Annotated in this window: 19 protein-coding genes; 12 read left to right on the forward strand and 7 right to left on the reverse strand. The window is 67.5% G+C overall.

The genetic code is table 11. The features are described from left to right. The first annotated feature begins 41 nt into the window (after positions 1 to 41). The 5 genes from BLT36_RS17280 to BLT36_RS17295 all read left to right on the forward strand — a co-directional run bounded on the left by BLT36_RS17280 (position 42) and on the right by BLT36_RS17295 (position 6,814). Complete coding sequence (locus BLT36_RS17280) at positions 42 to 1,400, forward strand: rhamnosyltransferase WsaF family glycosyltransferase (RefSeq protein WP_092097007.1); 1,359 nt, start codon at positions 42 to 44, stop codon at positions 1,398 to 1,400. Beyond that, positions 1,397 to 2,851, forward strand: coding sequence for a glycosyltransferase family 2 protein (locus tag BLT36_RS17285; protein WP_092097009.1), 1,455 nt, complete (start codon positions 1,397 to 1,399; stop codon positions 2,849 to 2,851). Before BLT36_RS17280 ends, BLT36_RS17285 begins: the two co-directional genes overlap by 4 nt. Further along, a complete protein-coding gene (locus BLT36_RS17290) occupies positions 2,851 to 5,442 on the forward strand; it encodes a glycosyltransferase family 2 protein (RefSeq protein ID WP_092097011.1) in 2,592 nt (863 codons plus the stop codon). Before BLT36_RS17285 ends, BLT36_RS17290 begins: the two co-directional genes overlap by 1 nt. 147 nt (positions 5,443 to 5,589) lie before the next feature. Then, the gene (locus BLT36_RS18855) at positions 5,590 to 5,745 is read left to right on the forward strand and encodes a hypothetical protein (protein WP_175529707.1); all 156 of its coding nucleotides are present in this window, start codon (positions 5,590 to 5,592) and stop codon (positions 5,743 to 5,745) included. A gap of 22 nt (positions 5,746 to 5,767) precedes the next feature. After that, positions 5,768 to 6,814 (forward strand): glycosyltransferase, encoded by a 1,047-nt coding sequence (locus BLT36_RS17295; protein WP_092097013.1) that lies wholly within the window; start codon positions 5,768 to 5,770, stop codon positions 6,812 to 6,814. Between the two features lie 32 nt (positions 6,815 to 6,846). Here the strand turns inward: BLT36_RS17295 and BLT36_RS17300 are convergent, their stop codons facing one another. Both BLT36_RS17300 and BLT36_RS17305 read right to left on the reverse strand, forming a co-directional pair. Next, positions 6,847 to 8,535 carry a glycosyltransferase family 2 protein gene (locus BLT36_RS17300; protein ID WP_092097015.1) on the reverse strand — a complete coding sequence of 563 codons (1,689 nt, stop codon included), beginning with the start codon at positions 8,533 to 8,535 and terminating at the stop codon, positions 6,847 to 6,849. A gap of 237 nt (positions 8,536 to 8,772) precedes the next feature. Beyond that, positions 8,773 to 8,955: a hypothetical protein gene (locus tag BLT36_RS17305; protein ID WP_092097017.1), complete on the reverse strand. Its 183-nt coding sequence runs from the start codon at positions 8,953 to 8,955 to the stop codon at positions 8,773 to 8,775. On the opposite strand from BLT36_RS17305, the gene BLT36_RS17310 reads away from it, so the two are divergent. From BLT36_RS17310 to BLT36_RS17315, 3 genes are all read left to right on the forward strand, one after another. Next, a complete protein-coding gene (locus BLT36_RS17310) occupies positions 8,945 to 10,285 on the forward strand; it encodes an endonuclease/exonuclease/phosphatase family protein (RefSeq protein WP_139166511.1) in 1,341 nt (446 codons plus the stop codon). The two genes, BLT36_RS17305 and BLT36_RS17310, sit on opposite strands and share 11 nt — an antisense overlap. Positions 10,286 to 10,325: 40 nt before the next feature. After that, entirely contained in the window at positions 10,326 to 10,478 is a 153-nt protein-coding gene (locus BLT36_RS18860) for a hypothetical protein (RefSeq protein ID WP_175529708.1), read from the forward strand. A 385-nt stretch (positions 10,479 to 10,863) separates the two neighbouring features. Continuing rightward, the gene (locus BLT36_RS17315; RefSeq protein WP_092097021.1) at positions 10,864 to 13,485 is read left to right on the forward strand and encodes a bifunctional glycosyltransferase/CDP-glycerol:glycerophosphate glycerophosphotransferase; all 2,622 of its coding nucleotides are present in this window, start codon (positions 10,864 to 10,866) and stop codon (positions 13,483 to 13,485) included. 259 nt (positions 13,486 to 13,744) lie between these two features. Here BLT36_RS17315 and BLT36_RS17320 read toward each other — a convergent pair whose 3' ends face one another. Further along, positions 13,745 to 15,388 (reverse strand): glycosyltransferase family 61 protein, encoded by a 1,644-nt coding sequence (locus tag BLT36_RS17320; protein WP_139166512.1) that lies wholly within the window; start codon positions 15,386 to 15,388, stop codon positions 13,745 to 13,747. Between the two features lie 334 nt (positions 15,389 to 15,722). Between BLT36_RS17320 and BLT36_RS17325 the strand changes: the two genes are divergently transcribed. Beyond that, positions 15,723 to 18,392, forward strand: coding sequence for a bifunctional glycosyltransferase/CDP-glycerol:glycerophosphate glycerophosphotransferase (locus BLT36_RS17325; RefSeq protein ID WP_092097025.1), 2,670 nt, complete (start codon positions 15,723 to 15,725; stop codon positions 18,390 to 18,392). Between the two features lie 561 nt (positions 18,393 to 18,953). Here BLT36_RS17325 and BLT36_RS17330 read toward each other — a convergent pair. Further along, positions 18,954 to 19,682: an ABC transporter ATP-binding protein gene (locus BLT36_RS17330; protein ID WP_217638330.1), complete on the reverse strand. Its 729-nt coding sequence runs from the start codon at positions 19,680 to 19,682 to the stop codon at positions 18,954 to 18,956. Then, positions 19,679 to 20,500, reverse strand: a complete 822-nt coding sequence (locus BLT36_RS17335) for an ABC transporter permease (RefSeq protein WP_092097027.1) — start codon at positions 20,498 to 20,500, stop codon at positions 19,679 to 19,681. The genes BLT36_RS17330 and BLT36_RS17335 overlap by 4 nt, the downstream gene beginning before the upstream one ends. A 168-nt stretch (positions 20,501 to 20,668) precedes the next feature. On the opposite strand from BLT36_RS17335, the gene BLT36_RS17340 reads away from it, so the two are divergent. From BLT36_RS17340 to BLT36_RS17350, 3 genes are read left to right on the forward strand one after another with little or no spacing between them, the layout of a single operon-like run. Further along, positions 20,669 to 22,039: a glycosyltransferase family 4 protein gene (locus BLT36_RS17340; RefSeq protein ID WP_092097029.1), complete on the forward strand. Its 1,371-nt coding sequence runs from the start codon at positions 20,669 to 20,671 to the stop codon at positions 22,037 to 22,039. Beyond that, on the forward strand, positions 22,036 to 23,490 hold the full coding sequence (locus BLT36_RS17345) for a glycosyltransferase family 2 protein (RefSeq protein ID WP_092097031.1): 1,455 nt from the start codon (positions 22,036 to 22,038) through the stop codon (positions 23,488 to 23,490). Before BLT36_RS17340 ends, BLT36_RS17345 begins: the two co-directional genes overlap by 4 nt. Positions 23,491 to 23,496: 6 nt before the next feature. Continuing rightward, positions 23,497 to 24,936, forward strand: coding sequence for a glycosyltransferase family 39 protein (locus BLT36_RS17350; RefSeq protein ID WP_092097033.1), 1,440 nt, complete (start codon positions 23,497 to 23,499; stop codon positions 24,934 to 24,936). Positions 24,937 to 25,036: 100 nt separating this feature from the next. Here the strand turns inward: BLT36_RS17350 and BLT36_RS17355 are convergent, their stop codons facing one another. Beyond that, positions 25,037 to 25,828 carry a hypothetical protein gene (locus BLT36_RS17355; protein ID WP_092097035.1) on the reverse strand — a complete coding sequence of 264 codons (792 nt, stop codon included), beginning with the start codon at positions 25,826 to 25,828 and terminating at the stop codon, positions 25,037 to 25,039. Next, positions 25,825 to 25,929, reverse strand: a complete 105-nt coding sequence (locus BLT36_RS17360) for a DUF2200 family protein (protein ID WP_092097037.1) — start codon at positions 25,927 to 25,929, stop codon at positions 25,825 to 25,827. Before BLT36_RS17360 ends, BLT36_RS17355 begins: the two co-directional genes overlap by 4 nt. Positions 25,930 to 25,936: the final 7 nt, after the last annotated feature.

The following is a 25,936-nucleotide window of genomic DNA, read 5'->3' on the forward strand; positions in this document are numbered from 1 at the left end:
CCTACCGAGCGGAGCCGTGCACCCCAGTAACGTGAGGGTCGATGAACTTCGAGAAGGCCCGGCGCCTCGTCAGCGACCTCATCCGCGTCAACGAGCGGTACGCGCGCGACGGCCACTACCGGAACGACGTCCGCGAACGTCTCGGCCGCACGGTGTCCCGCGTGGACGTCGGAGTGGCCCGGCGGGAGCGCGACCGAGCACCACTGGCCGCCCGTCCGTTCGAGGGCCTGGTCGAGACGAGCCTCGCGATCGCCGGCATCCGCACGGTCGACCGCGAGCCCGAGGTCGTCCTGGTCGTCGACGAGCTCCGCGAGGGTGCCGCCTTCGCAGGCGTGCAGACCGCCCTCGCCGTGGCGCTCGCGCTCGGGGAACGCCTCGGCCGCCGGGTGCGGGTCGTCATGGTGCGCTGGACGACGCCGGGCAACAGCGCCGCCGCCGCCGAGGCCCTCGTCGCCGACCGGTTCCCGGAGTCCCGCGTCGACGGCCGTCCCGGTGTCCGGGTGGTGCGGCGCGAGGACGTGCTCGACACCGAGTTCGGCCGGGACGACGTGTGGATCGCCACGCACTGGAAGACGGCGCACCCGATCGACGTCGCCGTCACCGCCGGGGTCGTCCTCCGCGACCGGGTGGTGTACCTGGTGCAGGACTACGAACCCGGCTTCAGTCCGTGGTCGACGGAGTACGCCGTCGCCGCGTCCACCTACCGCGCCGGCTTCCGGATGCTCGTGAACTCGGAGCCGCTCCGGAAGTACCTGTCCGACGTCGAGGCGCTCGACGTCCCCACGGAGCGGACCTTCGCGCCGCACCTCGATGTCGAGCTGCTCGAGCGCGTCGCCGGCGCACGGCAGCACGAGACGACCGTCCGGGTCCTCTTCTACGGGCGCCCGAGCAAGCACCGGAACCTCTTCCGGCTCGGCGTCGCGTCGCTGCGGGTGGCCGTGCAGGAGCTGGCGGCGGACGGCATCCGGGTGGAGTTCCACTCCGCGGGCGAGCAGCACGGCGACGTGGAACTCGACGGTGGCCGCGGCGACGTGAAGCTCGTGTCGCACGGCACGATGCCGTGGGACGACTACTTCCGGTTCATCGCCTCGACGAACGTCGTGCTGTCCCTGCAGCACAGCCCGCACCCGAGCCACCCGCCGTTCGACGGTGCGATCTCCGGCGCGCGTGTCGTCACGAACGAGTTCCGTGACACCCGGGCGCACCTGCACCCGAACCTCACCGCGGTCCCCGCCGACGCACGCTCCCTCGGGCTCGCCGTCGCCGACGCCGTCCGGACGGCCGCCGCCGACGGCCCGACCGGCTACGTCCCGCTCGCGGACGGCGCGCTCGGCGGCCCGCTCGAGACCGCCGTCGATGCCGTCGCCCGCGCACTCGAAGCAGAGGAGTCCACCCGATGACCCGCTCCACCCTCGTCGTCGTCCCCGTGTACGGCGACCTCGAGTCCCTGCTCCGCTGCGCCGACGGGCTGCTCGAGCACCTCGACGCCGACCGGCACCGCGCGCTGTTCGTCAACGACTGCGGGCCCGACGCCGACACGATCGAGCGTGCCCTGCTCGAGCGCATCGGGGACCGTCCCGGCTTCCGGTACGAGCGCAACGAGAGCAACCTCGGGTTCGTCGGCACGTGCAACCGCGCCGTGACCGAGCTCGACACCGGCGCCGAGGGCACCGGCGCCGAAGCCGTCCTCCTCCTCAACAGCGACGCCGTCCCCACCGCCGGGTTCCTCGACGCCATGCTCGCCGTCCTCGACGAGGAGCGCACGGGCGTCGTCACCGCGCGGAGCGACAACGCCACGATCGCGAGCATCCCCTACCGCCTGACGAACCGGGGCGCAGCCCGCACCGAGGCGCGCACCCGGCAGGTCTGGGGCGAGATCGCGCCGCTGCTGCCGGTGTCGCAGGTCATGCCCGTCGCGATGGGCTTCTGCTTCCTGACCCGCCGCGAGCTCATCACCGAGCACGGGCTCTTCGACGAGGCCTTCGCCCCCGGCTACGGCGAGGAGAACGACTACTGCCTCCGGATCGCCGCCCACGGCTGGCTCGCCAAGATCGCCAACCGCGCGCTGGTCCTGCACGCCGGCGGCAAGAGCTTCTCCGGCAACCGCAACGCCCTGCGCGCCGCGCACCAGCGCGAGCTCGAGCGCCGCTACCCGTTCCTGCCGGACGCGGTCGCCGCCTACCAGCGGCACGGCATGACGGCGACGGAGCGGTTCGCCGACGTCCTCGTCCCGGCGGGCCCGGCAGCGCGGCTGGCGGTCGACCTGCGGCACGCACCGGATGCAGACGGCCTGGTCCGCGAGATCGACGCGGCCTTCGGGGACGGATTCGCCCTGGAGGCGCGGCTCCCCTCCGGCACGTCGGCCCCCGCCGCGTGGACGGTCACCACCGACGATCCCGACCCGGACGACCTCGTCACGGCCACGATCCTGGTGGACCCGACCCCGGCCGACCTCGTGCTCGCGAACCGCCGCGCCGCCCACTGGGTGATCGTCCGCACCGAACCGACGACGGGCCCCTGGTCGTCGGCCGCGCACCGCGCCGGCGCCGACCGGGTCGCCGAACTCGCTCGTCCGTTCGCCGAGCAGGTCACGGCCGACGAACTCGAGAGTGCCCGCGAGGTGGTCGAGAACAGCATGCTCGCCGGCCCGTCGGGCAACGCCGCGGCCCTCGAGCGGCGGTGGGCCGCGATCCTGCCACTCGACCTGGCGGCGGCCGAGGCCGGATCGACGGCGTCCTCCGGCGAGGTCACCCGGCTCCGACGCGAGCTCGACGACCTCCGCGCCAGCCGCTCCTTCCGCACCGGTCAGGCGATCGCCAAGGTCGCCTCGCGCCTGCCGGGGCGCCGCTGATGGCCGACCGCACCGGGCTCGGCCGGGTCGCCCGCCGGCTCGCCCGCCAGCTGCGCGGCCCCGAGAAGCCGCTGACCGTCACCGACCGGCTCGACCGCTGGGCACGCCGGATCGCCGAGTTCGGGGTGCTCGACCGCGCGTACCTCCAGGCCCAGACCGGCAGGACCTTCGCCACCGACGACGAGGCGATCGCGTTCTACGTGCACAACGACGGGCAGCGAGGGCTCTCCCTCAGCCCGCTCATCGAGCACGAGTGGATGCGGGAGCACCAGCCCGTCCCGGCGATGTCCTGGTACGACGCCCTGCACCAGGAGGGACCGGAGCTCTTCCAGACCGGACCGCTCTTCGATGCCGGCGTGTACGCAGCCTCGGTGCCGTCCGCCGAGCGGCCGACGTCCACCCTCGACGCGCTGCGCCACTTCCTGCGGAACGCGACGGACGCGACCGCGCTCCCCGTGCCTCCAGGCCGTCGTGGCACTGCACCCACCTGGGGCGCCGCGCGCGAGGCGGCCGTGCTGGCGGCCCGCGCCTTCGCCGAGGCGCAGCACCGGACCCGGCGACGCTACCGCCAGACGTGGGACGGGCCGGAGGCCGCCGAGGCGCTCGCCCGCTACCCGCGCGGGACGGCACGGCGTGACGCCGAGCAGCCGCTCGTCTCGATCGTGATGCCCGTGCACCGTCGCGCGGACGTCGTCGGGGCGGCCATCGCCTCGGTGCGTGCGCAGCAGCACGCGAACTGGGAGCTCGTCGTCGTCGACGACGGCTCCGGCGACGACACCGTCGACGTCATCCGTCGCGCCGCCGCCGACGAACCGCGGGTCCGGCTGATCGAGCGCGAGAACGGCGGCGCGGGCGCGGCCCGGAACACCGGGCTCGCCGCGGTCCGCGGTGACTTCGTCGCGTTCCTCGACGCCGACAACACCTGGCGCCCCGAGCACCTGTCCGCCGCCCTCGCCTCCCTCCTGGAGACCGAAGGACCCGGCGTGCACACCGGCGTGCGGATGATCGGCGCGAACAACGCCGACGACTCCACCGCACCCGTCGAGACGTACCGCGGCGAGGACGGCACGTTCGACGACCTGCTCGCCGGCAACTTCATCGACCTCAACGCCCTCGTCGTCCGTCGTGACGTCGCCGCCGGCGTCGGGCCGTTCGACGAGACCCTGCGGCGCTGGATCGACTGGGAGTGGCTGCTCCGCATCGGCCGACGGTTCGGTGTCCCCGCGTACGTGCCCGTCATCGGCGTTGACTACGACAACGTGCGCGACCCCAGACGACTGTCCTCCGCGCAGCCCGCGTCGTGGCAGGAGGTCGTCCTCGCCCGCCACCGCATCGACTGGGACGCCCTCGAGGCAGCCGCACCCACGCGTGACAGCGCACTCGTGTCGGTCGTCGTGCCGGTGTTCCGCGACTGGACGATGACCCGGCGGGCCGTCGACGCCGTCCTCGGCGCAGCGGACCACGACGGCGACCGCGTCGAGGTCGTGCTCGTCGACAACGGCTCACCGCGCCCGGTGTCCGCGATCCTCGGGGCGTGGTTCCAGGGCGAACCCCGCGTCGTCCTGCAGCGCGAGGACCGGAACCGGAACTTCGGGCTCGGCAGCGACCTCGGGCTCGCCCGCTCGACCGGCGGGGTCGTCGTCATGCTCAACAACGACACCGAGGTGACCACCGGATGGCTCCGGCCCCTCGTCGACGCCCTCTCCGACCGGTCCGTGCTCGGCGCGCAGCCACTCCTGCTCTACCCGGACGGCGTCGTCCAGACCGCCGGCACCGTCTTCGGCGGGGACAAGGTGCTGCCCTGGCACTTCCTCGGCGACCACCCCCGGCACGACGTGTCACGCGCGTTCGGGTCCGGCTCCACCGCCGCCCTCCGGTTCTCCGCGATCACCGCCGCCGCAGCAGCCTTCCGCGCGGTCGACCTGATCCGGTGGCGCGGGTTCGACCCCGTCTACGCGAACGGACTCGAGGACGTGGACCTCTGCCTCCGCGCACTGGAGTCGTCGCCCGCGGGCTCGACGTTCGTCGTCGTGCCCTCGTCCGTCGTCGTGCACCACGAGAGCCGCTCCCCCGGCCGCGACGACGCCCGCATCGACAACCGCCGGATCTTCGACGAGCGCTGGCGCGGGCGCTACCCCGCAGCCGATGCCGTCGACCGGTACGACGCCGCGGGCCTGCGGTACCTCGGCGTCGAGCCGGGGCTGCCGAAGGGGCACGCCGTGATGGTGCGGTCCTCGCGGCCGATCGTCGTCCGCGACGAAGGGGCCGAAGGGTTCCGAGTCGCGGTGAAGCACGACGGCTCGCGGGTCACCGACGTCACGGCGCTCGTCGCCGCGCTGGAGGCGGCCGGGCACATCGTGCAGGTCGACGTGCCGACGTCCTGGTACCGGGGGTCGAGCGGGTTGGACGAGGTGACGGTGCTGGTGGCTGGTGGTGGTGCTGGTGCGTCCGTGGGTTCATCGCCGTTCGTGCCGCAGCCGGGTGCGCGGAACATCGTGTGGTTGGCGGAGGGGCAATCGGTGGCTTCCGATGACTTCGCGATAGTGGTCGGGGTCGACGGGGGCGCAGAGCAGGTCGTCCGGGCGCTGTGAGCGCTTCTCAGGGCTTTGCGGCCCGTCTGGCTTTTCCCGCCCCGGAGCCGAGCGTCCGTCGTCTCTGAGGCCGATTCTTCGGGCACGTTCACCAGGTTCCGAGACAAAGGCGGCTCGCTGTTCACCTTGACGGAGCACGATTCATCCATGTCGCTCCTCTCTGATGCAATGCGGTCGACCTTCACGACCAAGTGCGCAGTGTGCGGCGCAGTCATCCGGAAGCGCGATGCGCTCGACCACGAGGGACTGGCGTTCTGCTCAGTCCTCCACGAGGCCGAGTACATCGTCGCCACGCTCGACTGACGCCACACCGTAGGATCGGGCGGTGCCCGATCGCTCCCTCGCGGTGTTCCCCGCCTACCGGGACAACCCGTACCTCAACCTGATGCTGCTGGCGCCCCGGGCCCGCGGCTGGAACGTCCTCGAGAGCCTCCGCCTCGAGCATCTCGAACAGCACCTCGATCGTCTCGGCGCCGGCGATGTGTTCCACATGCACTGGACCGCCCCGATCGTGCAGCGAGCGGACGACGACCTCGCATCTGCCCAGGAACGGCTCGATCGATTCCGGACGGCCGTCGACGCAGCACGATCCCGCGGAGCCCGGCTCGTCTGGACGATCCACAACGTCCTCCCCCACGACGCGCGCCACCTCGAACTCGAGCTCGAGCTGAACCGGTACCTGGCGTCGACCGCTGACGCCGTGCACGTGATGAACGCCGACACGCGCGCCGCCGTCGCGCCCTACTACGAACTCGACCCCACCCGGGTCGTGCACATCCCGCACCCGAGCTACCAGGGCGTCTACCCGTCGACCGTCACCCGGTCCGCCGCGCGGGAGGCACTCGGCCTGGCCCCCACGGACCGGACCGTCCTCGCGTTCGGGCAGATGCGACCGTACAAGGGGCTCGACGTCCTCGTCGACGCCGTCCGCCGCGTGCCCGTCGCCGACCGCCCGGTCCTGCTGCTCGCCGGGAGGACGCCCGACGCCGACCGCGCCACGATCGACGCGCTCCTCGGCGACGACCTCCGAGCCGTCCGCGAGCACGACCACGTCGAGGACGTCGACGTGCAGCGGTGGTTCCGGGCTGCGGACGTCGCGGTCTTCCCCTACCGTCGCGTGCTCAACTCCGGGAGCCTGCACCTCGCCGCGTCGTTCGGGGTGCCGTCCGTGCTGCCGGACGAACCGCACCTGCGTGCGGAGTTCGGGGCCGAAGGGTGGATCCGGTGGTTCGACACCGATGATGCCGTCGGGTCCCTGGCGGCGCTGCTGTCGGGGCCGGTCGGGGATGCTTCCGGCGCCGAGGAGTTCAGCCGGCGCTTGGCGCCGTTCGCGCGGTCCCGGGAGTATGCGGAGGTCCTGGACGCGGTCTGAGCTGGCCCGCCTCGGGACCCCTCCCCCTAGAATCACCGGGCCTTTCGACCGACGCTTCGCAGCACTCCTCTGATCCCTCGACGCCGCAGTGCGCGCCGATTCACGAGGAAGCGCCACCCGTCTTTCCGGTCGGCGAGCGGCTGCATCGGCAGCTCGTGGCCCACCGGCGGGAGCGGCATCCGCGCAGTGACCACAGGAAAGCTCCCCTCGACTCCGTCGAACGACACCGAGACCCAGTGCCGTCCGGGGGCGATCGCGTCTTCAGTCAATTCCGCGCGCCACCGGCTCCCGTCGGCAGCCAGCGCGAAGCTCGAAGCACCGCCCGGTCCGGTGAGTTCGACGGCACCCGACACATTGAGTCCGCGGACGTCAGCCGGACCGCCGATGACCAGTCCTTGAGTTGACGCATCGACGCGATCGATCACCAAAGGCACCACATGGCGCAAGGCGGAGACGGTCGGCACGACGGACCGGTCCGGCGACCGGAGTGCGGCGATCATGGCGTCCGGCAACAAGGTGCCCGTGCTCGCCAGCTCGACGGCATCGATCGCCGGAAGTCGGTCCGCGAACCACTCGGCCGAGATTCCCTCAGCGCCGTTCACGAAGGCCGGCACCAATCCTTCGACCGCCAGCGCTCTCGCGCCGTTCTCGTCCGACCGGTGGACGAGTGCGACCGCGTCGACCCAGGCGGCCAGTCGATCTATCTCCGAGCCGCCCGAGGTTCGGAGCACGAACGAGCGAGCCGCCGACCACTCCCCGAGGAGGGCGAGCTGCCACAGCGTCCGTCGCACCGGCGCGACGTGGTCGAGACCATCGAGCGGGATCACTGCCAGCAACGCTGCCGTTGCTCGTCCGACCGCAGCGATGTTCTCGTCGGTCGGGTTCGTGGAGAGATAGCGGTGCAGGTGTGCCCAGCCATCGGCGTCGAGGACGATCTCGCCGTGCTGCGCTCGGAGCACCGGGTGGTCGTGCACGAGGGCGGCGCAGGCTCGTTCCTGCTCGAGGTACCGAACGGTCACCGACGCATCTGCGCGCACAGACAACGACGTCGTGTCACCACGGTCTCGGTAGAGGTAGACGCAGTTCGGCACGACGTCGATCGATCGTGCCTCCACGAACGCGCGGGTCATCGGTTCGATGTCCTCCACGCTCTGCACCTCTGGGAAGCGCCGCCCAGCAGCGTCCCAGAAGGATCGACGGAACATGCGGTTCCAGCAAGGCCGCCCAGCGAGCAGCGTCGGGGCCTCGTCGGGACGGAGCCCGCTTCGCGCGGAATCGAACGGGTACCAGCGGTGGGTCGGACTCCAAGTGCGGGTCGCAGAGAACTTGAGGTGATCGCCGATCACCATGTCCGAGCCACTCGACCGGATCGAGTCGAGCATGGCTCGGTACGCTCCGTCCGGCACGATGTCGTCCGAGTCCGCGAAGACGAGGTACTCGCCGGTGGCCGACTCCACACCGACGTTCCTCGCCGAGCCGGCCGATCGAGCAGCGGACTTGATCCTCCGCACTCGGTGATCGCCAGACATGATCTCGTCGACCACTCCCGCTGTCCCGTCGGTCGAACCGTTGTCGACCACGAGCACCTCGAGGTCCCGGATCTCCTGGTTGAGGATGCTCTCGAGCGCCTCGCCAATCCACGGGCCACTGTCCCGCGCCGGAACGACGACAGAGAGGAGCGGACGGAGCGGACCGGACGAGCGCCTGGAGTTCGAATTCATGACGTCAGTGACCGTAACAGCAGGGTGTCGCCGCTATGCGCCGGAAGGCCTGCACTCGGTCGGGGGTGTTGGCTTCTCGCGGACGCGCGCATATCCTCGCCTCGTCAAAGGGGGCATCATGCATTCGACTGCACAGCTGAAGCGACGACTCACGCTCGCGACCGTGATCGCGATGTGCGCGGCACTGATCACGGGCACTGCAGCACCCGGAGCGGCCGAGGCCGCGTCGGTCCCGAATCAGGTGACGGGCGTCAAGATGACCGGGCAGACGTGGAACACACGATCGGTGACCGTCCAGTGGACGAAGGCGAGCGGCGCGACCTCGTACGCCGCGAAGTGGTCGACCCAGTCGAACTTTTCGAGTCCGACCTGGGGGTCCACGTCGGGGACGACACTGACGATCGGTTCGTTGACTCCCACTAAGACCTACTACCTCGTCGTGGCGGGAAAGAACGCGGCCGGATCGGGGCGGTACTCGACGACCCTCCAGATCAAGCTGAAGCCACAGTCCGTCGGTCAGTTCGGCGCGGTCACCGCGACGCCGATCCCGACCGGCGTGCGAGTCACCTTCGCCTCTGTTCCGAATGCCAGCGACTACCGCGTCCGATGGTCTGCCGGCCCCAACGAGAACAGGGTGCCCGACCGTTGGTCGGAGCACTACAGCTCGTGGTTCTCGGCGTTCAGCACCAAGGGCACCTGGACCTACGACGTACCGATGAGTGCCGCCGACCTCACGTCAACAGCCTTCGGCAACCCCATCTACGTCCGGCTCCAGGCGCGGAACACCTTTTACGACACGACATACATCCGGAAGTCGCCCCAGGTCCACGCCTGGCCGACGCCGGTCTCCCCTGCCGCCGGCGGCACAGAGCTGCGCGTGGCGAACTACAACGTCATGTGCGCTGGGTGCGAACCGGCCACCGGGAAGCCTTGGTCCGCACGAGTCGGAACCCTTGCGACGGTCATCGGTTCGGCCGCGCCCGACATCCTGACGGTCGAGGAGGCGAGTGGTCCATCCGGTTCGACCGCGAATCGGGAGGCCTACCAGGACCTCGACGCTCACCTGGCTAACCTGCAGCTCACCTACAGCGGTGCGGCGCCGTCCGGCTCGACCGAGGCTGGAACGAGGATCCTCTACAACCCAGCGAAGCTGGACCTGGAGGCTCAGGGGTACCTCGCTGGAGTGAAGGACTACCGGACCTACCCGCAGTCGACCGCAAAAGAGACGTCGATTCCCTGGGCTGTGTTCACGGTCCGTGGGCAGTCCGCGACGCGCTTCATGGTCGTCGCTGCGCACTACGCGTTGCCGTCCGCCTCCTACGGTGCGCAGAAGAAATCCTTGCTCGGAGCGAACTCGTCCCAGGTCATCGCGTCGTTGGGCGCGCTGACCAACTCAGACCCGAAGCTCGCGGGGCTCCCCGTACTCTTCGGGGGAGACCTGAACGACCACCGTTACCCGGAGAACGAGACGAACGGCGCACAGCCCACGCTCGTTCGGGGCGGATTCTACGATGCATCCGCGTCGCTGCGGAGGGTCGGCACGGACAGACCCACTTACAACGGATTCACCCCGCCTTCCGCGCAGGTTGCCGACCCGAATCAAGACGGGCTACGTATTGACTACATCTTGACGCGGGGCATGGCTGGCAGTCTGCAGTTCGAGAACCGATGGAACCCCGGCACCTCGATTCTGCCGTCCGATCACAACTTGATCAGCGCGACCGTCAGGGTCCCGAGCTCGAGTCAGTGATCGATCACCCGACGTCGGCCAGCCCCTCATCACCGCCGTCGTGCTGACGGACAACGTCGCTCGGTACCTCTCCGACTTCCTTGAACAGGTCTCGACTCAGACGAACTCGCTCGAGAACGCCGAGTTCTTGTTCGTCGTCGACAGCTCGCCGGGTGACAGCGGACAGATCATCGAACCGTGGTTCGAGGGTTGAGAACTGAACGCGCCGGGGATCTGCGAGCACAACCAGGGACTCGCCGAGGTAGGAACACCGTTCTGCGCGTTCGCAGCGGACTTGGGTCTCCTTCCCCGATCCTGACGACGCGTTCGATCCTGGCTACCTCGGCTTCACGAACGCGTGGAACCCCGCAACAGCGGTGCTGTCATCGGACCACGGCCTCGCTTGGACCACCCTGCGATTGCCGTCGCGCCAACGGTGATCGCGTACATCGCCCACTTCTCCGTGAACATGGACGAGTCTTGAAGTCGAAGCACGTCTCTTGCACGTGCAAACCGTGCAGGAAGCGATCCTTCTGCGTCTTCACAGTGCGTAAGCTGGGTCGGCGCCAAACGGCGCCCGCCTACCCGAGGGGATCCTGTTGTCCGACGCTGTCGACCGTCCGTACCTAATCAGCGCCGTCATCGCTGTCTACAACGTAGAGCGGTACCTGCCAGCACTATTCGAATCGTTCGATCGGCAAACGTTCGACATGTCGCAGATCCAACTCGTGTTCGTCGACGACGGATCCACGGACGACAGCCTCGCGCTACTTCGTGAGTACCAGCAGCGCCGCGGGGAGCACGTGGTCGTGTTGTCACAGGAAAACCAGTGGGTTGCTGCAGCCCGGAACACTGGACTAGCAGTCGCGACTGGGGACTGGGTGACGTTCACGGACCCCGACGATGTGCTGGCGGGCACCTACTTCGAGGAGGTCGCGAAATTCATCCGTATTCACGGCCACCGATCTTCGCTCAACGTCCTCGCAGCGCATCAGGTGCGGTTGCTCCCCTCGGGTGAGCTCAAGGACAACCACCCCCACCGGTTGAAGTTTGAACGCGGGTCCCGGATCGCAGACCTCCGAGTCGAGCCGATCTTCCAGCTGAGCGTGAACTCCGCATTCTTCCGCAGAAGCCTCCTCATGGCGCACAGCATCCAGTTTGACGGCCGAGTGCGGCCGCACTTTGAGGACGGGCACCTCATTGCTCGATACCTGATTCTCAGTGACTCGCATGAACTCGGGCTGATGGCTTCTGCGAAGTACCACTACCGAACACGAGAAGATGACTCTTCCCTTCTGGGCTCCAGCTACTTGAGCCGAGGGAAGTACACGAGCATCCTCCGCTACGGCTACCTCGATGTGCTCCGCACCGCTCAGTCGCGGGGCGAGATTCCACGGTGGCTGGAAAACACTGTGCTCTACGAACTCTTCTGGTACTTCAAGGAGCAGCTGTCCATTCACTCACTGAGCGCGTCAGCGCCCGCAGATGCCCTACCCGAGTTCCACGAACTCATGCGCGAGATCCTGCAACTCGTGTCGCACGACGCAATCCGTGGGTTCGACTTCATGCAAGTCGACTGGTCCATCCGGCTCGTGTTCCAGCACGGTTACGAGGACAGCTACGTGCCGTCCTACGTGCGTTTTGCAGACGTGGACGAAACGAAGCAACTCGTGCGGTTCGACTACTGGTTCAACGGCGAACTTCCAGCCGAGCAGATCATCGTCAACGGGCTACCGGCGGTTCCTGAGCACGAGACGATTCACGATTTTGCGTTCTACGGCCGGGTACTGATGCGTCGCCGGATCGTCTGGGTAGCCCGCGGCCGTCGTATGCACTACCTGCTCAACGGACAGCCGAAGTCGATCAACCGTGGCGAGTCTGCGCCGGGCATCGAAGGTCTTGCGGAGAAGATCATCAGCTCCATGGTGTTGAACAAGCGTCGCGGGGTGCGCGCACGCTTCAACCCCAGCGACGAAGAATTTACTCGGTACGCTGCCCGGTCCATCCGCGCGTGGTGGCAGGCTCGGAGGTGGACTCGATCAAAGGCGCACGACTGGGCTCTCGCCACGTCACTGCGCCTTCCGTGGGTTCGCCGGAAGTTCGCGCACGCTTGGGCATTGATGGACAAGAACGACCAGGCGAACGACAACGCTGAGCACCTCTACCGACACCTCGCCCAAGCGCATCCAGAGACGAATCCGTGGTTCATCTTGACGAAGTCGAGCCCCTCGTGGATGCGGCTGAAGGCCGAAGGTTTCAAACTTGTCGAGTACGGATCGTTGCCATGGAAGCAGTTGCTGCTCAGCGCCGACCACTTCGCATCTTCCCACGCTGACTACTACGTGACGCACCCACTTGATCGACGCCGCTACGGCAACCCGCGGTACAAGTTCACATTCCTGCAGCACGGAGTAACCCAGGACGACCTTTCCAGGTGGCTGAACACGAAGCCGTTCGATCTGATGATCTCGGTGACTCGACCGGAGCATGAAGCCTTCGTTGGCCCGGGGCCGTACAAGTTCACGGACAAGGAAGTCATCAAGACCGGATTCCCCCGGCACGACGAGTTGCTCCGCAAGCGATCAGCAGCTGGCACTCCGGAACTGATCGTCGTGATCCCGACGTGGCGGCAGTACCTGGTGGGCGACCGCGTGGACAACGCGAACGAGCGCAACCGTGTTTCGAACTTCCACAGCAGCGAATACGCCCAGCGGTACTCACGGCTGATCAATGATGCACGCCTGCACGAGGCAGCCCATCGTCGAGACGCCCGCGTCGTCTTCATGCCGCACCCGCACATGCGCCCGTACCTCGCGGACTTCAATTTGCCTTCTAGAGTCGAGGTCCTCGATTTCGCCGTCGACGATATCCAGGCCGTACTAGCGCGTGCAGCGATGATCGTGACGGACTACTCGTCGATCGCCTTCGAGGCGGCGTTTATCGGGGTGCCGGTTGCCTATTACCAGTTCGATCGCGCCGAGTTCTGGGGCGGTAAGAACCCGCGCCGCCGCGGCTACTTCGACTACGAACGAGACGGTTTTGGTCCTGTGCTGACGGAACACGACGAAGTCATCGACGCGGTGCAGCACGCTGCTGCCGCCGGGTTCGAGGTGGGTAGGCTTTACCAAGCACGCGCGGCCAACGCCTTCGAGACGCGGGACCAGGAATCGAGCGAACGTGTCTATCAAGCGATGCGCGCTCTCACCTCCGGTCGGGAGTAGGGCGCACGCTTCCCAAATTTCCGCGGCCCGTGCGTTGTCATGGCCATCGTCACGGCCGTCTTCCCACGCATCGAGATGGAATCCTGCACCGGTTCTGGCCCGGGCGAACCAGTCTGTTCAGCGGCTCAGGTCGACCGTCGTGCGAAGTCGGTCAAAAACCGCGGTGCGGTACTCGTGGCTGTCGTGCCGTCCCGCGACGCCGTCAATGCGTGCACTTCCGACACCGGAGTAGCGTTACGCGGTCGGCTCCGGGCGGTCGTCAGCCCTTGTTGAGGACCTCTGACAGGGCGTTCGTGTGTTGCTTGAGGTCGAATTCCCATGAAGAGTGGAACGCCTCGGTCGAGAAGCCCTTCTTACCGTGCTGGAGGTCTGCTCGGGACCAGAAGTAGTGCAGTTCCTCGGCGAGTGCCGCGCTGTAGAGGAATTCGTTTCGAGCGGTGTAAGAGTCGTGCGACAGGACTATCACTCGCTTAAGCTTCTCAGCGAACAGCATGTTGAACATGGCGGACCCAGCGAGCCCGGCGACCACTTCGGCATTGCCGAAGAGTGTTGCCTGCTCCTCAAAAGGGAGCAGTTCGGGATAGACGACTGTGAACTCCGCTTCGCGGAATAGTGCCTCAAGGTCGTCCACGTTCCGGCAGGCACGTTTGTCGGAGCTCTTATCTGAGCGAGAGACGAAAAGTCGCTTTGGAGTCGCCTTACCGATGTCAACGAGGCCGTTCCGGAGCTGCCGCCATGTCGCGGCGATCGCTGGATGAAAGTGGTAGTTCGCAAGGTTCTGCCACAGGTAGGAGCTCCAAGCGTAGCCATCGACGGTCACGTCATCGGATACGAAGACGATGTCGTCGTCTGAAATGCCGTAAGCCTTGAAGACTGCCCGCTCGAGGGCCGGTTCCCGACCGTTGACGGGAGTCCGGTACAGCACCTTCAGCCCCGGGACCGACTTCTTCGCTGCTTCCCATCCCCAGAGCTTCGCCACGGTCTCGGTGATGAAGTGGCCGAAGTGCCCGGTTAGGGTGGAGCTGAGGTCGTAGTACTGCCCGGGAAGGTGCCGAGGGGTGGTGGACGGCGCCTTCACGATTCCGAACTCCTGATTAAGGCTGCGCAGGGCATCATTCTTCACGTCGCGAGCACGCGCGTGTCGGAAGGACGACGGTAACGCGGTGTTTCCCTTCAAGGCGAGTCCGTCGGCCAGCACTTGGACTGGTCCACGGACGTAACGCACCGAAGACTTATGGTAATCCCAGCGACTCGAGGGCAGCTTCCTGCCCCCATGTTCGACGATCGCCGTCTTTGCTGCGAATGTGCCGCCGGCCATCTCTGTGATCGTGCGGAAGCTCGAGATGCCCTCTCGCTGCGGCAGGTATCGGTCGGTGTTCTCCTCTTTCAGCTTGAAGATGTGCGAGACCATTTTGGGCACGGCGACGTACCCTCCGACGAGTGCCACGGACCCAGCAGACGCGCCAAGCTCCTTCAATTGCGCGGGGCCACGGTGCTGAACGGTCGATGTCGCGGCGGCGAGCCACGCTGCAGTTACCTCTTCACCCTTGGGCGCAACATACACACCGTAGAGCGCCACATGGAAGAACAACCATTCGAACCAGGCGGAACGCTCCCCCGACGGAGTGGCTCGGACGTCGATGACTGCTAGCGGTGCACCGATCTCGCTGAGCGCGATCGACGCGTCTTCAGGCGTTGCGGCTGCCGTAGTCCGGAGGCCAGCTCGCTCGGCGGGTTCGGGAAGCAGAACCGAAAGCCGAGGGAAGGCAGACGAGAAATGTGACACGGCCGGGTGGTCCACGGAGTCGGCGAGAAGCACGATCGGGCCCGATCGGGCACCGGTTCGTTCCTTCACGAACGCGGTGAGCTTGGAAAGGGAACGGTGCGAGTCGAGGCGGGCCACTCCGTCATCGTAATCGCGTGCATGCTCGATCGGCTGCACCGACGAGGGCTACGGCGTCGCGTGCGGGCGACGTCGACAGCGCACCGGGCAAGAGATCTGCACCTTGCATGCCATAGCTCATCGCCACATCTGTGCGTCGACGATCTCTCGGGAGACTGTCGCCGCGCGGCCAAGGACATGTCGAGACGCGCGAATCGCCAACAGGGAACTTCGAACGCGGCGAGCGGTCACGGGTCGAGGTGGTCGGGCCGGTCTGCCACCGCTCCCGGTTCAGGCCGTGCCAGCCCGCTCCGAAAACGCCTAAACTAGTCAAGTTAACCGAAGGAAAGCACAGATGTCGCGCGAATCCGAGCCCGTTCTCCCCCTGATCACCGCTGTGGTGCCGACCTACAACGTTGCACGGTACCTGCCAGACTTCCTCCGCTCCATCGATGCCCAGACCAACGACCTCTCGAGTGTCGAGTTCCTGTTCGTCATCGACGGTTCACCGGATGAAAGCTCAGACATCATCGCGGCCTGGATCGCGGATCGTCAGCTGGGAGCCCGTTTGATTCATCAGGAGAATCAAGGCTTGGCAGAGGCACGCAACACAGGCCTCCGGGAGGCCCGCGGAACGTGGGTGTCGTTCCCCGACCCCGACGACATGTTTGAACCGTCGTACTTCGACGAGGTCGTCAAGTTCATCGGACTCCACGACCGGCCGACCTTGACGCTTCTTGCGGCGCACCTGATGAAGACGGACGATGACGGCGTCATCACCGACAATCATCCTTCGAGGAAGCGCTTCGAGAAGGGATCGCGAGTCGTAAACATGCGGCTCGATCCGGTGACGCAGTTCGGCGTAAACCACGCTTTCCTTCGGACCGACCTACTCCGCGAGCAGGGTCTGACCTTCGACTCCCGGATCCGCCCGACCTTCGAGGACGCGCATACTGTTGGTCGTTACCTGCTTCGGACGAAGACACACCACATCGGGCTGATGGCGTCTGCGAAGTACCTCTACCGCGTTCGATCCGACAACTCCTCTCTCGTGCAGGGCGGGTACGACCAGCCCGAGAAGTACACGAACGTCCTGCGTTACGGAGAACTGGACCTCCTCCGGGAGGCGGCGGCGATCGGCCCGGTTCCACGTTGGGTCGAGAACACCGTCTTGTACGACTTGGTCTGGTACTTCCGGAACGAGCGCTCTGCCAGATCAGCCACTGCCGCGGCACCGAAGAACATCCTCGGCGAGTTTCACCAACTTGCGGCCCAGATCCTCGAGTACCTCAGTCCGGACGCCATACGTGAGTTCTCTGCCATCGCGGTGACGGACTCCGTTCGCCAAGCGCTCTTGTTCGGCTACTCGGATGAACCTTGGCGGCCGTCCCAGGTGGAACTTGCCACCGTGGACGAACGCCATCAACTGGTGCAGATCGTCTACTGGTTCACCGGCGTCCTCCCGGAGGAACGATGGACGGTCGACGAGTCGTCCGTCCGCCCGGTTCACGAGACGATCGAAGACGTCGAGTTCTACGGCCGCGTGCTCGCGCGGCGCCGAGTGGTCTGGCTGACGCGCGGCCAGCTTACGACGGCCGCATTGGACGGTCAGCCCGTCGCGTTCTCGCGCGGCGGCGACCCCGCGCTCTCTTACTCACTGGCCAAGAGGATGCTCGACCCGCACATCGTCGCCCAGCGCGACCAGGATACGGATCAATGGGCCCTGACGAGTGGACGTCTCGATTTGGTGAAGTCCGAGGCTCGAGCGCTCCGCGATCGCTTTTTCAGCGCTCGAGCACGGCGAGTCCGACCCGTGATCTGGAGGGCTCGCTCGAAGTCAGCGCGGGAGCGGTTCCGGGACGCCTGGGTGTTCATGGACCGTGACACCGACGCGAACGACAATGCAGAGCACCAGTACCGCTGGATGAAGGAGAACCACCCGGAGGTCAACTCTTGGTTCGTGCTGTCCAAGCAGTCAAAGGACTGGGCACGGCTCGAAGCTGAGGGCTTCCGGCTCGTCGACTTCAAGTCAAAGGACTGGTACTCAATGATGTTGCACGCGAAACACCTCGCGTCGTCGCATATCGACAACTACGTCGTTCACCCGCTCCCCCGTGCAGACTTCGGTCGCGAGCGGTTCTCGTTCACGTTCCTGCAGCACGGAGTGATTCACAACGACTTGTCAAGGTGGCTGAACGAGAAGGACGTCGACGTCTTCGTGACCTCGACGCCGGACGAGAGAGCGGCGATCGCCGGGCCCGGACCCTACAAGTTCAGTGATCGCGAGGTCGTCCTGACCGGTTTGCCGCGGCACGACGCACTTTTGGCCCGCCGGTCAGCGGTCCCGCAAACCGACCGCGATCTGATCGTCGTCATGCCGACGTGGCGTCAATCTCTCGTAGGCCGTGCTGTCAAAGGCTCCAACGAACGCATGAAGCACCCTGCCTTCGCGACGAGCGAGTACTCGCAGGCGTTCCGGGCGTTGCTGACAGATCCGGCCCTGCACGAGCTTGCGGCTTCTCACCGTAAGCGGGTCGCGTTCATGCCTCACCCCAACATGAAGCCGTACCTGGGAGACTTTGGCCTGCCGGCCTCGGTTGAAGTACTTTCGTTCGCGACGGACAACGTGCAGGACGTTCTCGCCCGCTCCTGCGCTTTCATCACCGACTACACGTCGGTGGCGTTCGATGCGGCCATTTTGAATGTGCCTGTCACCTACTTCCAGTTCGACCGCGAGCAGTTCTTCAACGGTCTTCACGTCGGCAGGCCCGGATACTTTGACCACCGTGAGGACGGCTTCGGGCCTGTCGTTCAGACCGCTTCAGCAGTGATCGACGCGCTCCGGGCCGACGCTGCGGCCGGTTGGCAGCCCGCTGAGGTGTACATCGAGCGCGAGCGCCGCGCATTCGTGGCAACTGACGGGCGTAATCGAGAGCGAGTGTTCACGGCGATGTGCTCCGTCGACGGCGGCCCGCGGGTCGACGAGCCGACCTCGCCGCGCACCCACGCTCGATCGATCGCCTAGCTGCACGGCCCAGGGACGTTGGTTGATGTGCGATGGCCATCTGGCGACGCCAATTAGTCGGCACGGTCGTCCACTCGGACCGTGGAGCGCAATTCACGTCCTGACTGCTCGGCAGTCGGCTCCGCGAGGCGGAGTTCCTGGGATCGATGGGGCAAGTCGCATCCGCGTACGACAACGCGCTGATGGAGTCGTTCCTTGGCTCAATGCAGATCGAGCTCCTCGACCGCTGCGACTTGCCACCACGCGACGAGCTGGCGTCCGCGATGTTCGAGTGGATCGGAGCGTTCTACAACCCACCCGACGCCACTCCGGGCTGGCGTACTACTCGCCCATTGCATTCGAAGACCTCTACAACGCCGCCGAAACCGCGGCATTATCCATACAGAGAACGTGCTGATGAAGCCGGGACAGGTCGGCCGCGCAGGAGACACTGCTGGTCTGCTGAGCCGCGCCGACGGTGCTGCCCGTCGACCGTCAGCTGCGATCTTGGAGGCAGATGCTGCGGCCTTCAGCGCTTGCCCTAAGCCCAAGCACGCGGTCAGAAGAGGCTGGTTGTCGACCTCAGACCGTCTCGTTATAGGCCCTGACGACGTCGTTCGTCTTGCCGATCATCTTCAGCTCGCCCTCGTTGAGCCAGGCCACGTCGTCGCACATGTCCTTGACGGTGCTCATCGAGTGGGAGACGAGGATGACCGTGCGGCCCTCTTCCTTCATCTCCTTGAACTTCGTCCGGCACCGGTTCTGGAAGGTGGCGTCACCGACGGCCAGGACCTCGTCGACGACGAGGATGTCCGGAGTGACTGCGACCGCGACGGAGAAGCCGAGGCGCACGTACATGCCCGACGAGTAGTTCTTCACGGGCTGGTCGATGAAGTGGCCGACGCCGGAGAACGACACGATCTCGTCGAACTTCCGGGTCACCTCCTTGCGGCTCATGCCGAGGATCGAGCCGTTCAGGAAGACGTTCTCGCGGCCGGAGAGCTCGGGGTGGAACCCGGAGCCGACCTCGAGCAGGGACGCCTGCTTGCCGCGGGCGGTGATCGAACCCTCTTCCGGCCAGAGGATCTTGGCGAGGCACTTCAGGAGCGTCGACTTGCCCGACCCGTTCTTGCCGATCAGGCCGAACGTGGTGCCGTGCGGCACCTCGAACGAGACGTCCTTGAGGGCCCAGAAGTCCTCGTGCACGGACTTCTTCCCGCGCATGACCATGCTCTTCAGCGAGTCGTTCCGCTCCTTGTACATGCGGAAACGCTTCGACACGTGGTCGACGGTGACGGCGGCATCGGTCACAGCAGTTCTGCCAGCTTCTTCTCGTTGCGGGAGAACACGAAGTAGCCGAGTGCGAGCGAGGCGAAGCCCGCTATGGCGCACGCGACCAGGTCGCTCCAGTTCGGGAGACGGTTGTCGTACATGAGGTTCCGGAAGACCTCGGAGAACCGCTCGATGGGATTGAGCTTGTAGACGTGGATGATCCACGGGTGTCCGGCCTTGTTCGCAGCGTTCTCCACGAGCGTCAGGGGGTAGACGATCGGGGACAGGTACATCCACATCTGCAGAGCGATGCCCACCAGGTGCTGCATGTCGCGGAAGTGCACGTTGATGATCGACAGCATCAGCCCGAGTCCGGCGGCGAACATCGCGAGGAAGACCATGGTCAATGCGATCAGCGGCAGGAAGACCCAGAAGTTGGAGCCCGCGATTGCGAGCACGATGAGCAGCACACCCATCTCGACGAGCCACGTGAAGCCGAACGACCCGACGGCGGCCAGCGGCAGCGTCATGCGTGGGAAGTAGACCTTCTTGATGAGCGATCCGTTGGCGACGATCGACGTCATACCGGAGTTGATGACGTTCCGGGCGAAGATCCACGGCAGCAGGCCGCACATCAGCCAGAGCGGGTAGATGTTCAGCCCGCTCGGATCGCCGACCTCGAGCCGTGCCCGGAAGATGAACGAGTACACGACCGTGTAGATCAGCATCGTCGCGAGCGGGTTGATCAGTGACCACAGCTGCCCGAAGACCGTGCGGCGGTACTTGCCCTTGACTTCGCGTGCTGTCAGGTTCGCCAGCAGCTCTCGCGAGGTCATGAGCTCGTTCAGGTACGTCATGCTTCGGGTGCTGGCTCCTCCGGGGCGCAACGAGGCGCTCCTCACAGGGATTCGGGGACGAGACATTCTCGCACACGCGCCGCACGATCCTTGTCCGGCGCGGTGACGACTGTCCACAGGGGGTGACGACATGACGAACACTCGCCGAAACCTTTGTAGGCTGACACGGTGATCGTCAGCTTCGCCAACCACTCCACCGCGCCGGTGAACCTCGGTGGGGCTGAGCGGTCTCTCCTCCGTTTCGTGGAGGACTGGCAGGCACAGGACCCCACGATGACCCCGACCTTCATCACGAAGGCTCCACGCGGCAAGTTCATCGAGGCCCTCGACGAGCGCGGCTGGTCGTACGACGCCCTGCGCTTCCGCGGGTGGGCGCTCCCGAGTCCGCAGCCCGCTCCGGCCGCCGAACGCGCCGCCTTCGCGACCGTCGACTACGCCGCCGTGAACGCGATCATCCGGAAGTACGAGCGCGAGCGACCGGACCTCGTCGTGACGAACACGCTCGTCGCACCCTGGGCGTCGTTCGCCGCAGCGGTGCTCGGCATCCCCCAGGCCTGGTTCGTCCGTGAGTACGGCGACCTCGACCACGGTCTGCAGTTCCAAACGGGTCGTGCCGGCGTCCTCGGTGACATCGGTCTCATGTCCGGTGCGGTGATCACGAACTCCGAGGCGATGCGGGCCCACCTGGCGCAGTACATCCCCGCCGAGAAGCTCTCGGTCGCGTACCCGACGGTCGACACCGAGCGCCTCCTCGCGACGAGGGATGAATCGCCGGCCGTCGCGCCCTTCCCGCAGGCCGAGCCGGGCCTCCGCATCACCGTCGTCGGCCGTGTCGAGGAGTCCAAGGGCCAGCACCGTGTGATCGACGCCCTGGGCGCACTCCACCAGCGCGGCACCACGGCGAGCGTCTGCTTCGTGGGCAGCTGGAAGCACCCGGGTGAGGACCAGCGTCTCGCCGCCCGCGCCCGCGCCCTCGGCGTCGCGGACCACGTGGTCTTCGCCGGCGAACAGCACGCGCCCGCCCCGTTCATCGAGGCCGCCGACGTCTGCATCACCCCCTCCACCATCGAGGCGTTCGGTCGCACCACCGCCGAGTACATGACGCTCGGCAAGGCCGTCGTCGCGACACGCCAGGGCGGCAGCGCGGAACTGATCGAGCCCGGCGTCACCGGCGCGCTGGTCGACGCCGACGACACGGCGGCTCTCGCAGACGCCCTCGCCGCGTACGCGGCAGACCCGGACACGGCCAGGAGGCACGGTGCGGCTGCCCCGGAACGTCTCGCCTCCGTCACGGGTGCGGGCCACGACAACCAGGCCGCGATCGCACGGCTCGTCGCGTTGGTCGGCACGGAGGGCTACCGACTCCCCCAGGCGGCGCGCTACTGGTTCGAACTGCCCGGTGCGTACGCGTCGCTCGGCGCGACGAGCGCCCGTGCCGCGGTGGGTCTGCTGGCGAACCGCGTGCGCTCGCGCTCCGGCGCCGTCGGCCGGCTCCTCGCCCGGCCGGGTGTCGTCGTCCGGAAGCTGGCCCGCCGGTGACCCGCGACCGCCGGCCGGTCACGATCGTCGTCCCGATCTACGACGACCTGCCCGGACTCGAACGCTGCATCGAGGCGCTGCTCGAGACGGTCGACTTCTCGGTCGACCGGGTCCTGCTCGCGAACGACGTCGGTCCGCGCGTCGACGCGATCGAGGCCCGCGTGCTCGAACTCGTCGGCGACCACGAGGGGTTCGAGTACACGCGCAACCCGCGGAACCTCGGCTTCGTCGGCAACTGCAACCGTGCCGTCCTCGAGCTCGACCAGACCGGCAACGACGTGCTGCTCCTCAACAGCGACACCGTCCCGATGCCGGGCTTCCTCGACGAGATGACGGCCGTCCTCGAGTCCGACGACGTGATCGGTGTCGTCTGCGCGCGGAGCGACAACGCCACGATCGCCTCGTTCCCGTACGCCCGACGGAACCCGCGCGCCACCCTCGCGCCGCGTCGCACCCGGGAGCTCCACGGCCGGACGAAGTACCTGCTCCCCCGGCACACCGTCTCCCCCGTGGCGATGGGCTTCTGCTTCCTCATCCGCCGCGAGATGGTCGATCGGTTCGGACTCTTCGACCAGGTCTTCTCCCCCGGCTACGGCGAGGAGAACGACTTCTGCCTCCGCATCAACGAGCACGGCTTCACATCCGTGCTGGCGAACCGCGCTCTGGTCCTGCACACCGGGTCGACGAGCTTCAGCGGTGACCGGGGTCCGTCGCTCCGCCTGGAGCACGAGCGCATCCTGCTCGAGCGGTACCCCTTCTACGCCGGCGCCGTCGCCCTCTTCCTGGCGCGCTACCGCGATGCCGTCGACGTCTTCGCGGACGCGTTCCTGCCCGACGACGACGTCGTGCGCGTCGCCCTGCACGTCCCCGCCGAGCTGACGAACGAGGTGGTCGCGCGGGTCCTCAGCACCCTCGAGGCCGCCCCGGACGACGTCGTCGTGACGATCATCGTCGCGAAGTCGCAGATCCGCGTGGCACGCCAGGCGTTCCCGGGCGCTGCGATCGCCGTCGGGGGCCGTCCCCGGCAGATCTTCGACGTCGCGGTCGCCCTCGGCGCACTGACGACGTTCGCGCAGCTGTCCGCGCTGAACGCCAACGCCCCGCGCTGGATCCTCGTCGACCCCGTGTCGCACGACGTCCGCTGGTCCCAGGCGGTTGCGAACCACCGCGCCTCGGCCATCGACCGCATCCTGCGCCGCTTCGAGAACCAGAGCACCGCGTGGCATGACGGGGACGACCTGGTCCGGCTGATCCGGATGGCCGCGACGAGCGAGATCGACCCGGCTGCCCTCCGCGCTCGCTGGCACGCCGTCTCGGACATTGCCGAGGCGACCGGGCTGCTCGTGCACCGCGCGACCGTGTCGCTGCGTCGCCTCACCGCGCTCACCTTCGGCGCCCGGAACCCGCGCGTCGTCGCGCGCATCCGCGCGATCACCGGCCGCGGGGCCTGACCAGCCGTGCGGAACGGACTCGGGCGCCTGTCCGACGCACCGGCGCTGCGGCTGGGCGCCCTCGTCGTCGTGGCGGTGTGGGCGCTGTACCAGTGCTTCTGGAACCTGCTCGGGCACAACGTCCACGGCGACGAGTCCATCTACGTCCGCGCCGGCTGGTCGTACCTGCACGGTGACTTCTCCGCCAACCGGGAGCACCCACCGACCGCCAAGTACCTGTTCGGTGCGGCGCAGTTCGTCTTCGGCCAGGGCGTCCTCGGGCCACGCATCGTGGTCGGTGTCCTGGTGCTCGCCGTCGGGGTCACCCTGTTCTGGTGGTTCCGACGTGAGCTCGGGTACTGGTCCGGACTGCTGGTCGCCGCCGTGTGGCTGCTCACGCCTCGCGCCTTCCTCGGCACCCGCGTCGACCGGTACGCGCTGCTCGACCCAGTCATGATCGCGTTCGCGGTCTTCGCCCTCGCGGTGGCCTGGGCGTGGATCCGGAGCGACCGCGTGTGGCTCGCTCCCCTGTCCGGCGTGCTGTTCGCGGTGTCCGTGACCTCGAAGGTCTCGACCATCGTCCTGTTGCCGGCGTTCCTGCTCCTCCCCCTGCTCTTCCGGCAGCCGTGGCGCATCCTGGTCGGCGGATCCGCGTGGCTGATCGCCTTCGTCCTCGCCACGGTCGCGCTCTACGCACCGATGGGGATGCGCTCAGCGATCGTGTACATGGTCCAGTTCCAGTACGGCCAGAACGAGCACGGGCACCCGCTGTCCATCGCGGGGTCGGTCCACACCTTCGCGCCGTGGTGGGCGAACGCGTGGTTCCTCTGGTCCGGTGTCGGCGCGGTCACGACCACCGTGCTCGTGATCGGGCTGCTCGCGGCCCTGGTGCTGCGACCGGACCGACTGGTGGCGTACCTCGCCGTGGCCCTCGGCCTGCTCGTCGTCTTCTACACGGTGGTCGCACACATCGCGCTCGCCAACTACTACGCCGCCTGGATGCCGCTCCTCATCGCGCTGGCGGCGATCGGCATCACCCGCCTGGCGACCCGCACTCCACGCCCGATCGGCGGCGTCGTGACCGCGGTGCTCGTCGTCGCGCTCGTCGTGCCGTCGGCAGCGGAGAGCATCACGATCGCACGCACGCACCCGGACGGCATCGCACGGGTCGACGCGTGGCTCGACAGGCACGGACGGGCGACTGGTGGCGTGCTGTTCGCCGCCGCCACGCCCACGCTCACCGACCCGTACTTCGCCGGCCGCGGCTCCATGGAGCCGGACGACGGTCCGTTCGTCGCGATCGTCGTCGGCGACGACCGGCGCTTCCCCCCGAGCGGCGAAGTGTCGACCTTCCTCGACGAGCACGCCGACGAGCTCAGCCGCACGACGGTGGACGATTTCACCGTGTGGACGCCGCGGTCCGGCGTCGTCGAAGAGCGCGACGGCCGTCTGACCGTCGTCCGCTGACCCGCAGAGCGTCCCGACGGCCGTGGGGCCGGCCACGCACCGGCCTGGAGGCCCGTGGCGGCCCCGCCCCGCGCCTCCAGGCCGTCAGACCAGCGAGCCGTCAGACCAGCGCGTCGATGACGGGACGGTGACGGTCCGCCCCGTCCGCGTCCCACGCGTCCAACAGGACCAGCGTCGCGATGCGGAACGCGAGCGCGCGCACCAGCAGCTGCTCCCACTCGGCGACGCCGTCACCGAGTGCGCTCAGACGGTCGACGGGGAGGCCGTGCCAGCAGACCGCGTCCACCGCGGCGACGGCGGCGCCGAGCCCCACGGGGCGCCAGTACGGCGGCCAGTCGATGACGGCCGGCGGCTGCCCCGGGGCGAAGAGCACGTTGCCGAGCAGGTCCCCGTGCACGAGCTGGGACGGCGAGGTGACCGGGCGGAACGCGGCGGCGAGCCGGTCGAGCGACGGGTCCCGCGGCAGCGGTGCCTCGTCCCAGGCCATGCGGTCGGCGCGGCTCCAGGCGTCGTCCGCGGCGTCGAGGAACGCCGGGCGCGCGAGGTCGGCGATCGCACGGTGGAAGGCGTCCCCGGCATGGATGACCTCGGCGACGCGGGTCTCGTCGGCGGTGGCGGGAAGCCACTCCCACGCCTCCCAGCCGCCGGCGTGCCAGCCGCCGTCCCGGGTGGCGACGGGCCGAGGGGTCCGGAACGCAGCGGTGTGCTCGAGCGTCGCGAGGAGGTCGGATCGCCAGGCGGCCTCGATCGGCTCGCCGTGCGGCCGGAGGACGATCGCTCCGGCTCGCCAGGTCAGCCCGCGGCCGCCGGTCAGGCGCTCCGGGGCCGACTCCCCTGCACCGAACGCGTGCAGCACGTCCGGGGCGGGCGCTGCGTCACCGGCACCACTCACGGGGTGCGGAGCACCTTCGCCATCGGCCGGCCCTTCGCGACCTCGTCGACGAGCTTGTCGAGGTACCGGATCCGCGTCCCGGGGATGCGGTGACCGGGCATGTCCGTT

It is taken from the genome of Curtobacterium sp. UNCCL20, assembly GCF_900101675.1.
In the GTDB taxonomy this organism is placed as follows: domain Bacteria; phylum Actinomycetota; class Actinomycetes; order Actinomycetales; family Microbacteriaceae; genus Curtobacterium.